Here is an 11,890-nt window from a genome sequence, read left to right as displayed (position 1 = left end):
TTTGATTCTGGCCCGGATGATTCCGGCCCGGACAAGCCCCGCGTCCCCCTGGCGAGCGAGGAGGGGCTGGCCGCCGCCGACGCCGCCATGCGCGAGGACGAGCGGACCGAGGCCCGCCGTCTGGCCGAACAGGCGCAGGCCGACGCCGAACTGGCCACCGTGCGCTCCCAGCGGGCGACGGCCCAGCAGGCCGCCAACGCGGTCCGCACCCTTGCCGGTCCCGGTTCCTCCGCAGCAGGCCGGGCGCCCGCCGCGTCCGCCGCCGCCCCCCTGACCCCGCCGGCCATGAGCGGCACCTCGACCTGGACCAGCCCGCGCACGCAGGAGGGCACGCCGTGACCCACGCTCCTGACGAGAAGACCGGAACGGTGAGGAAAAGCCTGGGCCTGGCGTCGCTGGCCGTGGCCGCCCTGTCGCTGGGCGCCTGCGCCACCCCGGACGACACGCCGGCCCTGGCACAGGCGCGCCAGTCCTATTCCGCCGCCGCCGCCAACCCGCAACTGGCGAGCAACGCCACGCTGGAGCTGCGCCGCGCCGAGGAGGCGTTGCAGCGCGGCGAGAAGGCGCGCGGCGACGGCGACCCGGCGGAGATGGATCACCAGGCCTATCTCGCCAACCGGCAGCTCCAGATCGCCCAGGACGTGGCGGCGATGAAGGGGGCGCAGCAGGTGGTCGCCAACGCCGACACCTACCGCCTTCAGGACCAGATCCGCGCCCTTCAGGCGGAGCGGACGGAGCGCGGACTGGTCATGTCGCTGGGCGACGTGCTGTTCGCCACCGGCAGCGCCCGGCTGACCTCCGGCGCCGATGCGCGGCTGGGGGAACTCGCCAATTTCCTCCAGCGCTACCCGGACCGCACCGTGCGGATCGAGGGCTACACCGACTCCACCGGCTCGTCGGCCACCAACCTGCGCCTGTCGGAGGAGCGGGCCATGGCGGTGCGCGACGCGCTGACCGCCCGCGGCGTCAACCCCAGCCGCATCGCCGCCCAGGGCCTGGGCTCGGCCCAGCCGGTCGCCTCCAACAGCACGGAGTCGGGGCGCCAGCAGAACCGGCGGGTGGACATCGTGATCTCCGAACCGGGGTCGGTGGCCGAGACGCGCTATTGACGCACATTGGCGCCACTTGACGCACATTGCATGGGGGCAGGAACGGGGCATGGGGGCAGGAACGGGCGGGCCGGAAACGGTCCGCCCATCTGCATTGCGCCGAAACAGCGCACCCACGGAAAAATTGTGACGAATGCAGACAAAACTCAATGTTTCTTTACCTTTTATGGTGTGTGGTTTTACCATGCGCGAACGTAAGGGACCGTGGTGTCCGTTTGATTGCGCGGGGATTTGGCATGACCACTGGACAGGGTGAAGAGGGGGCGATGCTCAGCAAGGGATTCTTGAAGGCGCAAGCCCTGCTTCTCCTCATCATCGGCGTTCCGGTGATCGTGGTGGTGGTTCTCCTCAACCCCCTGTGGAACGCCATGCTGCACCGCTTCGGCGTGCCGGAGGGGCCGGCGGCGGCGCTCGGCATGATCGTCACCATCATGGTGGTGATGGTCGTCCAGTATTGGGTGCTGGAGACGCGGCGGACCATGGTCACCTCGCTGTTCAACTTCATCCCGCACGAGCATCTGACCTTCGACGGCGAGACGCTGACGACGGACGAGGCGAACCGCCTGTTCGCCACCCTGCACCGGGATTCGGAGGAATGGCGGCGCCTGTTGCGCGGCAACGGAATGGACGGCCCCCTGGACGAGTTCGGCAGCCTGTGCGCCGCCCGGCTGGCCTTCGCGCGCCGCCCCCAGGGCATCCCGCCGGAGGCCGAACGCGCCATCGCCGAGGTGCCGCAGGCGGTGGAGCAGGCCAAGGCCCGCGTCGGCGCGGCGCTCGACCAGGCGGAGCGGGAGGTGCAGGCCGTGCGCGCCCGCCTGTCCGCCACCGAGGAGTCCGTGGCGGAACTGGTCGGCTTCATCCGCGACAGCGGGATGCAGGCCGCCGGCCGCCATGACGACGCGCAGCGCCACGCGGGGGAGAACCGGGAGCTTCTGGCCAGCCTTCAGGAGTATCTGGACCGCCGCCGGGCGGAGGCCGGTTCCGACCTGACCCGGTTCGAGCAGATCGTCGCGGAAGCCCGCGCGCTGGAGGATTCGGTCAACGCCATCACCCGGATCATGTCGGCCACCAACATGCTGGCTCTGAACGCCGCCATCGAGGCGACGCGGGCCGGCGAGTACGGCCACGGCTTCCGCGTGGTGGCGAACGAGGTGCGCGATCTGGCCCGCCAGTCGAACGAAGCCATCCAGGTGATCCAGAAGGGCATCGACCGCATGCAGCAGGCGATTTCCCAACAGATCGCCGGGCAGGACGCCCAGGCGAAGGTGGCCGCCGAGCACGAGCTGCTGTCCGCCCTGGCCGGACGGCTCCAGGATCTGAGCGCCGGCCAGCAGGACGTCGCCGGGCATGAGCGCCAGTTGATGGATGAATTGGACCGGCTGGGCGGCTCCCTCTCCCGCACCCTGTCCGGCTTCGCCGGCGACCTGCGCGTGCCCGAAGGGCTGCGGCGCGAACTGGACGCGATCAGCGGCGGGCTGGCGCGGCTGGGCGGGTTGGAGGAGGATTTGCGCGGGCTGTCGGCCAGCCGGCGGCGGGCCGCATGAAACCGGACAGCGGCAATCCGCTTCAACGTCCGTCGCGTTCCGCCTCGGCCATCGCCCGCGCGACGGCGTAGACCCCGGCGATCGCCCCGGCGGTGAACAGGGCCGCCCCCACCGCGCGGGTCAGCGACCGGACCGGCGCCGGGGCCGGGGGCATGCGCTTCCAGACGGCCCAGGCTTCCTCCGGACGGTCGGGATCGGCGATGCGCAGGGCGGCGAAGGTCTGCTCCGTCAGGCCGGGGGCGGTGTCGGGCAGCGGCATCAGGCGGCGCCCGGACGGCCTGTTCAGCCGGTCGATGGCGTCCACCAGACCGCCCGCGGCGCGGACGGCGGCGGTCAGGTCCGCGGGGTCCACCCCCATATGCTCCGCCAGCAGGCGGTTGCGCATCGCGCCGATGGCGTTGGCGGCGCTGCGGTCTCCCGGCGGGGCCTCCACCGCCAGATCGCATTCCGTGTCGTAGCCCATGGACCGGTTGTTCAGGTTGCTCGACCCGATGCGCAGCAGCCGGTCGTCCACCACCATCACCTTCGAATGCACGACGATGCCGTTGCCGCCCTCGGTCAGCGGGGTCATGGCGCGCAGCCGCCCATGGCGGTCGGCGGCGCGCAGTTCCTGAAGCACCACGCCGCGCGGCGTGTCCATGGCCATGCGGTCGAACCAGCTCGGGCTTTCCATGGGGACGACGACCACCACCTCCGGCCCGTCCGGCTCCCGCAGCCGCCGGGCCAGCGCCTCGGCCACCCGGAAGGAGGCGAAATACTGGTTCTCCAGATAAATGCTGCGCCGTGCCGCGGCGATGGCGGCGAAGGTCAGCGCCTCGTTCTCGCGGACCGGGCGCCCGGCCAGACAGCCGGGAAGGGTGCGGGCGATGCCCACCGCCGCGCCGGTGATCAGCGGGTGCAGCCCCTCCGGCCAGGGATCGGCGGAGCCGTCCGGGGGAGGCATCGGCGCCGTCCCCGTGGCGTGGCTCCAGCGTTCGCGGGCCATGCGCCCCAGCGCGCGGGCGGCGGGGCCGTCCACCGCCATCATCACGTCGTGACGCGGGGCGTGAAGCTCTCCGGTCGGCCAGCGGCGGCGCGGGTCGTTGTCGCGGTGCTCCGGCGTGTCCCAGCGGTCGCCGGCCAGATCGATGCCGCCGCAGAAGGCCAGCGCGTCGTCGATCACCACCAGCTTCTGGTGCTGTGCCGCGCCCACCGGCAGGGCGTCGTCCAGCGCCAGCGTCAGCCGGGGTCCGGTGCGCCGGTTCAGCCGCTCCAGCGGCCCGTGCGGATGCTCCAGCGAGATGGGAAAGGGCATGTCCCACTTCAGCGCGTGGATCCGCAGCGACGGACGCTCGCGGATCAGGCGGGTGAGGAAATCGCCCAGCGTTTCCGGGTCGTGGGGATCGAGGCGCATCCGCGGATCGATGTCCCAGCCCAGCAGGATCACCGAATGCCGCGCCCGCAGCAGGGCGGCGCGCACCGCCGCGAAGAAGGCCGCGCCGTCCACCAGGACGGCCAGCCGGTCCGCCCGCTCGGTCCGCCAGCAGGTGGCGCCGGGGCGCAGGATGGGCCGCGTCCCGGCAAGGTCCGCCGCATCCCGATCTTCGCTCATTCCTGCCTCGACGTGCCGTGGCGGTCCTTCCGTCAACCTTTTCCGGCGGCGGCCTGTTCCGCCGGACGCCCGGCTGCTCCGGAATCGCCCGCCCCGGGCATCCGGACGGGCGGGGCGAGGGCCGTCCCGCTCGCCAAAAGATCGGGACGAACCCTCCGGTTCGCCGCAACGATGTCGGCGCGGGCCTGTTGGGGATGGCGAATGGGGGATGGGCGCGCCGCGGAGCGCCGGCCCGAACCCCCGCCAGGAGGGCGCCCGGCCGAAGGGCGCCGCCACCAGATGGAGAGATGAGGATGCGTACCCTGTTGATCGGCGCCGCTTCGGCGCTCGCCCTGATGGCCGGCACCGCGATCGCCCAGACGAGCGGTTCGATGTCGGGCGGCACCGCCGTGAGCCCGACCGTCCCCAGCACCACCACCTCGCCGTCCAGCGGCCTCAGCACCGACGGTCCGGGTTCCACGCCGGGCAGCGTCACCACGCCGGGCACCCCCGGCCCGTCGGGCACCATGAACACGATGCCGGGCAGCGGGATGCCGGGTTCGTCGGGCATGACCGGCGGCACCATGGGCAACGGCACCATGGGCAGCGGTTCCTCGTCCGGCAACTGGCAGGGCCAGACCACGGTGCCGTCGGGCATGGGCAACGCCACCAGCAGCAACCCGGCCCGCGACAACCAGACCGCCACCGGCACCCACTGCCCGCCGGGCACCCCGAATTGCGGTCCGGACGGCAGCAAGTAACGGCCGCCACGGTCCAATGGGAAGGGCGCGCCGGAACCCCCGGCGCGCCCTTTTCCGTCAGGCCACCGCTTCCGGCGCCACGTCTTCCGGCTTGCCGGGCTCCACCGCCGGGGCCTCGGCGGGGAAGCGCAGGACGAAGCAGGTGCCGCCGCCCTCGCGGCTTTCCACCCGGATGCTGCCGCGTAGGCGCGTGGTCACGATGTTGTAGACGATGTGCAGGCCGAGCCCGCTGCCCCCCTCGCCCCGCCGCGTCGTGAAGAAGGGGTCGAAGACGCGCCCCAGATGCGCGGCGGGAATGCCGCAGCCGTCGTCGGAGAAGCGCAGTTCCACCTCCTGCGGGCCTGGGCGGGCCACGGCGATGGTCAGCGTGCCGGCCCGCCCGTCCGGATAGGCGTGCACCACCGCGTTCATGGTCAGGTTGGTCAGCACCTGGAACAGCGCGCCGGGATAGCTGTCCACCCACAGGCCCGCCGGGCATTCCACCACCACCCGGTGCGGGGTCTGCTTCAGCCGCGGGCGCAGGCTGGTCAGCACGTCGTCCAGATAGGCGGCCAGATCGACGCTGCGCCGTTCCTCGCTGGTTTGGTCCACCGCGGTCTGCTTGAAACTCTGGATCAGTTCGGCGGCGCGGTTCAGGTTGGTCTCGATCAGCCGGCAGGCCTCCCCCGCGGTGGCGAGATAGCCGTTGAAGTCGGTCCGGCGCAGCGTGTTGTCCTCCACCCCGCGGACCACCCGGCGGGTCTGGTCGGCCAGATGGGTGATGCCGGTCAGGGCGATCCCCACCGGCGTGTTGACCTCGTGCGCCACCCCCGCCACCATCCCGCCGAGCGAGGCCATCTTCTCCGCCTGGATCAGGTGGGCCTGGGTTTCGCGCAGGTCGGCCAGGGCGCGTTCGGCGCGCTGCTTGGCGGCCTCCGTCTCCTCCTCCGACCGCTTGCGCAGCGTGATGTCGTTGACGGCCAGCAGGATCGCCGGCTCGTCCACGTCGCGGATCTCCACGGCGGAGATCATCGCCCAGAAGGGACGGCCCCCGGCGGTGCGCATCTGCATCTCCAGGTCGCTCGCCGCCCCCCGCTCGGCCACCAGACGGGACAGCCGGGCGGCGTCGGCCGGATGGACGAAGAAGCGCGCGTTGCGCGTCAGGGTCAGCCGCGGCCCCTCCGCCCCGAACAGCGCCTCGGCCTGCGGGTTGGCGAACAGGACGGACTCGTCCGACCGCCGCGCGATCACGATGGGAAAGGGCGAGGCCGCCAGGATGGCGCGCATCCGCTCCTCCCCCGCCTTCAGCGCCTCGGCGTGGGCGTGGGTTTCCACCAGCGCCGCGCCGAACCGCTCCACGCTGGTCGAGATGGCCTGAAGCTCCGCGAACAGGGCGGGCGGCAGTTGGACGAGCCGGCGTTCCTGCTGCACCATGGCCAGCGCCTGCGAGGCCCGGCGGATCGGGCGGACCACATGGACGCGCAGCAGCACGTAGAGAATCGTCTGCACCGCCGCCGCGATGCCCAGCCCGATCAGAACGATCCACAGGCCGCTGCGCGCCTGATCGGTCAGCGTTCCGGCGATGCGGCGCGTGTTGGCCGCGGCGGCGTCGGTCAGGCTGGCGCTGAGGTCGTTCAGCACGCCGTGGGCGATCTCCGTCTCCAGCCCCATCAGTCCCGCTTCCGACAGGATGGTCCGGCGCAGGGTGAACAGCTCGCCCAGCCCGTCCAGGTCCTGCGCGGCACGGACCAGCGGCGCCCGCGCCCCCGGCTCCAGCGGGATCATCGCGTTCAGCACCTCCTCGGCGTGGCGGTGGAAGCGCGCGGCCATCACGGCGAGCCGGTCGGTGTCCGGCGCGGCCAGACCGCCGGCCAGCGCCTCCAGCGCGCGGTGGAACGGCTCCTGCACCGGCAAGGGCGCGCCGGAGCGCAGCAGATGCAGGAACGCCTCGTCCCCCTTGTCCCGCAGGGCGCCGGCCCGGGCGGCCAGGGCGTCGATGGCGTCGGCCCGCTCCGCCGTGCGGCGCACCGCCTGGACCGCCTGTTCGAGCCGCTGAAGGATGGCCGGCGCCGCCGCATCGGCCGCGAAGCGCCGGGACATCCCCTCCACCTCGCCCAGGGCGCCGGCCCGCTCCTCCGGCGAGCGGGAGCGCAGGACGGCCTCGGCCAACTGGCCCATGCGGGCGGCGAAGACGGCGTATTCATGCTGGCGGGTGATCTGCGGGACGATGGCGCGGTCGGCCTCCTCCGCGAGGTCGAGGACCCGAAGGAAGGCCCCGCCGACCCCGAAGGTCAGCCCGGCCATCAGGATCGCCGTGGCCAGCGCGGTCACCATCGTCACCGTGTGCAGCCGAAGCCGCCGGCCCGCCTGTCTGTCCGTCACGCGCTTGCCCCTCCGGCGTTGCGGCGCCCCGATCGATAGGATAGCCGCTTCCGCGCGTCAGGGAAATGGTGGCACAACGAACAGTTAGGAGGACGGGGAACGGACGCTCCTCACGGGAGCACGGCGTCCTCCAGGCTGGCGGTCCCGGCGGCGGCGGCGGCCAGGGTGCGGAACAGTCCCTGCTGGCGCGGGTCGGCGACCAGATATTCGGGATGCCATTGCACCCCGATCAGGAAGGGATGGCCGACCGCCTCGATCCCCTGGACGATCCCCGCCGTCTCGCGCGCCACCACGCGCAGGCCGTCGCCCAGCCGGTCCACCGCTTGGTGGTGGAGGGCGTTCACCCGGCATTCGGCGATGCCCAGGATGCGGTAGAGATGGCTGCGCGGGTCGATGCGGATGCGCTTGCGCGGCAGCACGGTGCGCAGGCGCGGCGCCTCCTCGTACACTTCGTGGATGTCGATGAGCAGGGAGCCGCCGCGGTGCACGTTGATCATCTGCGATCCCCGGCAGATGCCCAGCACGGGAAGCCGCCGGGCCGCGGCGCCGTCCAGCGCGTCCAGTTCCAGCCGGTCACGGTCCGGGTCGATGCGCATCGTCGGGCGGGCGGCCTCGCCGTAGAGGGCGGCGTCGATGTCGTCGCCGCCGCCGACCACCAGCCCGTCCAGCCGCTCGATGGGAAAGGGATCGCGCGCCGTGATGCGCACCGCCCGCGCCCCGGCGCGGCGCAGGGCCAGCCGGTTCGCCCACCAGGCGATGCGGCTGCCGTGCACCGACGCGGTGACCCCGATCAGGGGCCGTCCCCTCGCGATGAAGGCGGCCATCCGGTCCCCCCTCAGCCGGCCAGCCGCCGGCCCGCCTCGGCGGCCCAGCCGTCCAGCGCCTTGCGCGCGGCGAAGGCGCGGAAGTCCGCCCCCAGCGCGTCGAGCCGGACGCGGTCCGCCGCCAACTCCTCCACCGCGACCCAGCGGTTCCAGTCCTGGGCCAGGGTCCAGCCCGGATCGCCCAGCCGGGCGTTCGGCAGGCGGTAGTGGAAGGTCGGGCGGGGCCGCACATGCGGGTCCCGCAGCTTGGCGGCCATGATTTCCGGGGCGAGATGGGCGAAGAGCGGGAACAGATCCAACTCGCGGTTGCGGGTCGGGTTGGCCTCCAGATAATCGGCGATCAGCCCGTCCAGGTCCGGACGGTAGGCGGGATCGGCCACCTTGACCGCATAGTCCACCGGGAAGGCGGCGACGAAACCGGTCAGGCGGCGGGTCGGGTCCACGCGGATCTCGCGGCGCAGCCAGGGGGCCAGCAGAAGGAACGCCTTCAGATGGTCGAGCAGGTAATCCGCGTCGGTGCGCGCCACCTGCGGGTTCAGGTGCAGGCCGAAGGCGAACAGCGGGCTGGCCTCCGTGCCGGCGGCGCCCTGGGCGCTGAGGGCGGCGAACAGCGGTTCCAACTCGGCCAGCCGGGCGATGGGCACGGGCGGGGCGGCGATCTCGAAGGGCATGACGAGGCTGCCGATGTTGCCCCACCAGGGCCGCAGCGCCTCCACCACACCGTCCAACGCCCTGGCCAACGCCTTGCCCACCGCGCCGGAGTCGCCGCCGTCCGCCTTGCCGGGATGGGCGGAGCGCATGTCCAGCTCCACCGAGAAGTCGCCCAGCCGCGTGCCGGTCACCCGGCAGCGGTGCGGGCTTTCCGGTTCCAGCGCGCCGCCGTAAAGCCGGCGCACCACCGCCGCCGCGGCGGGAGCGTCGAGATCGGCGAATTCGACCTCCACGCCGACCGTGCGCGGGGCGCCGTCCGTCGTGGAGGGATGGGGGGGTGTGCGGAATGCGCTGTCCATGGCGCCCGTTCAACACGCCGCGCCGCGCGGCGGTTCCCGGGCGCCCGCATCAGGGCCGGCGTCAGGGCCGGCGTCAGGGCCGGCGTCAGGAAGGTTCGGACGCCCGCGGCAGGTACAGCGTCACGGTGGTGCCGGCCCCGACGGCGCTGGTCACCGTGACCGTCCCGCCCGACTGCCGGGCGAAGCCGAAGACCTGGCTGAGCCCCAGCCCGGTCCCCTTGCCCTCCGGCTTGGTGGTGAAGAAGGGTTCGAAGATGCGGCGCAGATGCTCCGGCGGGATGCCGGTGCCGGTGTCGCGGACGGCCAGCGCCACGAAATCGCCGGTCAGCCCCGTGTCGTCGCCCCGCCGGCCCGGCAGGTTGCGGTTCTCCGCCATGACGGTCAGCGTCCCGCCGTCCGGCATGGCGTCACGCGCGTTCACCGCCAGATTGAGAAGCGCCACCTCCATGGCGTCCGGATCGGCCAGGATCGGCCAGAGGTCGTCCGGAACGATCAGGGCGGTGTCCACCGCGCTTCCGGTGGAGCGCGCCAGCAGCGCCTCCAGCGGCGCCTTGCGGTCCTGAAGGAGGAAGGGCACCGGCTCGTAGACGCTGCGGCGGCCGAAGGCGGCCATCTGCCGCATCAGCGCCTGCCCGCGCGTCACCGCCGCCTCGGTCTCGGCCAGCACGCGGGTGACGCGCGCCGGGTCGTCGGGACGGCTGCGGATGACGGCGATGCTGCTCATCATCACGGTCAGCAGGTTGGCGAAGTCGTGGGCGACGCCGCCGGTCATCCGGCCCAGCGCCTCCAGCCGCAGGCTCTCCTCCCGCGCCGCCTCCTCGCGGCGGCGCAGCCGCAGCTCGCGGAGAAGAAGCCACAGGAAGGCGCCGACCATCGTCAGGCTGGCCAGCGCCCCCACCCCGGCCAGCCACAGCGCGCTGACCACCGGGGCGAGGTAGGCGTCGCGCGGGATGGCGAAATGCACCGACCAGCCATGGTCGGGCAGCGTGCGGAAGGCGACCACCGTCGGCTTGCCTTCCAGGCTCATCCCGTCATAGACGCCGCTGCCGGCGGCCCGGCGGGCGCGGAGCGCGGATTCGCTGGCCTGCTGGCCGACCAGGCCGGGGGCGCCGCCGGCCCGCGCCACCAGCCGCCCCTCGGCGTCGATGATGGCGGCGATCCAGCCCGGCGGCAGGCTGTTGCCGAACAGCAGGCTCTGGAACCCTTCCGGCATCACCACCGCCGACAGGACGCCGACCGGCGCGCCGTTGCGCATCACCGGAACGCGGATGGGAAAAGCGTGGAAGCCGCGCGGGCCGCGCAGGATCGTGCCGACCGCCGGCTTGCCCGTCTGCACCGCGCGCCGGTGGCTGTCCAGGTCCAGCACCTTGCCCCGGGACCCGCCGACCAGGAAGGGGGCGTCGACCAGCCGGTTCCCCTCCCGGTCGCTGAGGACGACGGTCGTCCACAGGGGAACGGCGCCCTGCACCCTCTCGGCGTATTCGAAGAAGGCCGCGGCATCGACCCCCTGGCCGGCGGCCAGCCCGTCCAGCAGGGGGGACGCCGCCACCGCCTTCAGCGCGTCCATCTGCGCGGACAGCTCGCGGTCCACCAGGGCGGACAGGCGGTCCGCCAAAGCCACGGCGTTGGCCTCCATCGCGCGCTGCTGCTCCCGCAGCCAGGCGCCGCCCAGCACGGCGGACAGGACGACCAGCGGAAGCAACGCGGCCAGCACCAGAAGGACCAGCGGGCGGTAATAGGACTTGGTTGGCAAGCGGAACGTCCAGAGCGGCGGGGGACGCACTGTAGCACGCTTGTCCTCCGTCGGAAGCGGTGGTTCCGGTTCGGAGGCCCGGCGCATCCCGCGCTTACCATGGGTTGCAGATGATGGAGTCATGCACCCAGCGTAGTTCTTCGCGAAATGGTTGAGGAGAATATTTTTGGGAAACCGCGCAGGAATCGCCGCCGGGGCGCGTCCAATCCGGCGTGAGAAACCCGTCCCGCCCGGGCCGCACTCCGTAAGCATGGCGGATGGCGGCGCAAGGCGAAGGAGAACGACATGTCCATCTCAAGCGTGACGTCATCGGCGGCGTCCGGCATCGCCCAGCAGCGGCCCGCCGGACCGGGCAAGGAAATCCGCGAAGGCATGGGTCAGTTGAAGGAAGCCATCACGTCCGGCGACCTCGACTCGATCCAGAGCGCCTATGATTCGCTGTCCAAGCTGCAGAGCCGGAGCGGTTCGGCGTCCGGCGCCGACAACCCTCTCAACAAAATGCTGACCGCCGTCGGCGAGGCGCTGAAGACCGGCGACGTCTCGCAGGTCCAGCAGGCGTTCGAAGCGAACGGCCCGAAGGGCGCCAAGGGCCAGGGCGGCCCCGGCGGCGCAGGCGGCCCGCCTCCCGGCCCGCCGCCGGGTGGTGCGGGCGGCCCGCCGGACGGGATGAAGGACGCCATGGGCAGCCTGTCGCAGGCGCTGCAATCCGGCGATGTGTCGAGCGCGCAGGACTCCGTGTCGTCGCTGCTCTCTTTCCTGCAGGAGAATTCGGACGGCGGCACGTCCCCCTCCTCGGCCTCCGGCACCTCCGTGGCCGACCTGTTCAAGACCGCCCTGCAGAGCATGAGCGGCGCGCTTCAGTCCGGCGATCTGTCGGGCGCGCAGAAGGCCTTCTCCTCCGTGGCTCCGCGCGGCTCGCAGGGCGTGGACGTGCTGGCCTGAAGACCGCCGCGACGCA

The 11,890-nt window shown here is 72.5% G+C and carries 10 protein-coding genes; 5 read left to right on the top strand and 5 right to left on the bottom strand.

Annotation, left to right across the window (positions count from 1 at the left end; translation table 11 throughout):
- The 3 genes from QSG27_RS11420 to QSG27_RS11410 form a co-directional block, all read left to right on the top strand.
- Positions 1-339: DUF4398 domain-containing protein (locus tag QSG27_RS11420; protein WP_306706146.1), on the top strand; the 339-nt coding region annotated here is incomplete at its 5' end.
- On the top strand, positions 336-1,109 hold the full coding sequence (locus tag QSG27_RS11415; RefSeq protein ID WP_306706144.1) for an OmpA family protein: 774 nt from the start codon (positions 336-338) through the stop codon (positions 1,107-1,109). The genes QSG27_RS11420 and QSG27_RS11415, both read left to right, overlap by 4 nt.
- A 236-nt stretch (positions 1,110-1,345) precedes the next feature.
- Positions 1,346-2,653 (top strand): methyl-accepting chemotaxis protein, encoded by a 1,308-nt coding sequence (locus QSG27_RS11410; RefSeq protein WP_306706142.1) that lies wholly within the window; start codon positions 1,346-1,348, stop codon positions 2,651-2,653.
- 22 nt (positions 2,654-2,675) lie between these two features.
- Here the strand turns inward: QSG27_RS11410 and QSG27_RS11405 are convergent, their stop codons facing one another.
- Entirely contained in the window at positions 2,676-4,244 is a 1,569-nt protein-coding gene (locus QSG27_RS11405) for a phospholipase D-like domain-containing protein (RefSeq protein ID WP_306706140.1), read from the bottom strand.
- Positions 4,245-4,537: 293 nt separating this feature from the next.
- On the opposite strand from QSG27_RS11405, the gene QSG27_RS11400 reads away from it, so the two are divergent.
- Positions 4,538-4,984: a hypothetical protein gene (locus QSG27_RS11400; protein WP_306706138.1), complete on the top strand. Its 447-nt coding sequence runs from the start codon at positions 4,538-4,540 to the stop codon at positions 4,982-4,984.
- A 57-nt stretch (positions 4,985-5,041) separates the two neighbouring features.
- On the opposite strand, the gene QSG27_RS11395 is transcribed toward QSG27_RS11400, so the two are convergent.
- The 4 genes from QSG27_RS11395 to QSG27_RS11380 form a co-directional block, all read right to left on the bottom strand.
- Positions 5,042-7,345 (bottom strand): sensor histidine kinase, encoded by a 2,304-nt coding sequence (locus QSG27_RS11395; protein WP_306706136.1) that lies wholly within the window; start codon positions 7,343-7,345, stop codon positions 5,042-5,044.
- Between the two features lie 110 nt (positions 7,346-7,455).
- Entirely contained in the window at positions 7,456-8,169 is a 714-nt protein-coding gene (locus QSG27_RS11390; RefSeq protein WP_306706134.1) for a gamma-glutamyl-gamma-aminobutyrate hydrolase family protein, read from the bottom strand.
- 11 nt (positions 8,170-8,180) lie between these two features.
- Positions 8,181-9,179, bottom strand: coding sequence for an amidoligase family protein (locus QSG27_RS11385; RefSeq protein WP_306706132.1), 999 nt, complete (start codon positions 9,177-9,179; stop codon positions 8,181-8,183).
- Positions 9,180-9,264: 85 nt separating this feature from the next.
- Positions 9,265-10,932, bottom strand: coding sequence for a hybrid sensor histidine kinase/response regulator (locus QSG27_RS11380; protein ID WP_306706131.1), 1,668 nt, complete (start codon positions 10,930-10,932; stop codon positions 9,265-9,267).
- A gap of 285 nt (positions 10,933-11,217) precedes the next feature.
- Here QSG27_RS11380 and QSG27_RS11375 point away from each other — a divergent pair, with 285 nt between their 5' ends.
- Positions 11,218-11,874, top strand: a complete 657-nt coding sequence (locus QSG27_RS11375) for a hypothetical protein (protein WP_306706129.1) — start codon at positions 11,218-11,220, stop codon at positions 11,872-11,874.
- The last annotated feature ends 16 nt before the right edge of the window (positions 11,875-11,890 follow it).

It is taken from the genome of Azospirillum isscasi, from assembly GCF_030849505.1.
In the GTDB taxonomy this organism is placed as follows: domain Bacteria; phylum Pseudomonadota; class Alphaproteobacteria; order Azospirillales; family Azospirillaceae; genus Azospirillum; species Azospirillum isscasi.
The sequence above is the reverse complement of the archived record's forward strand: the minus strand, read 5'-3'. Positions and strand labels throughout refer to the sequence as shown.

Bases quoted from the DNA above. Each gene is read 5' to 3' on its own strand.
- QSG27_RS11375 (WP_306706129.1), top strand. From the start codon at position 11,218: ATGTCCATCTCAAGCGTGACGTCATCGGCGGCGTCCGGCATCGCCCAG.
- QSG27_RS11400 (WP_306706138.1), top strand. From the start codon at position 4,538: ATGCGTACCCTGTTGATCGGCGCCGCTTCGGCGCTCGCCCTGATGGCC.
- QSG27_RS11390 (WP_306706134.1), bottom strand. From the start codon at position 8,169: ATGGCCGCCTTCATCGCGAGGGGACGGCCCCTGATCGGGGTCACCGCG.
- QSG27_RS11385 (WP_306706132.1), bottom strand. From the start codon at position 9,179: ATGGACAGCGCATTCCGCACACCCCCCCATCCCTCCACGACGGACGGC.
- QSG27_RS11405 (WP_306706140.1), bottom strand. From the start codon at position 4,244: ATGAGCGAAGATCGGGATGCGGCGGACCTTGCCGGGACGCGGCCCATC.
- QSG27_RS11410 (WP_306706142.1), top strand. From the start codon at position 1,346: ATGACCACTGGACAGGGTGAAGAGGGGGCGATGCTCAGCAAGGGATTC.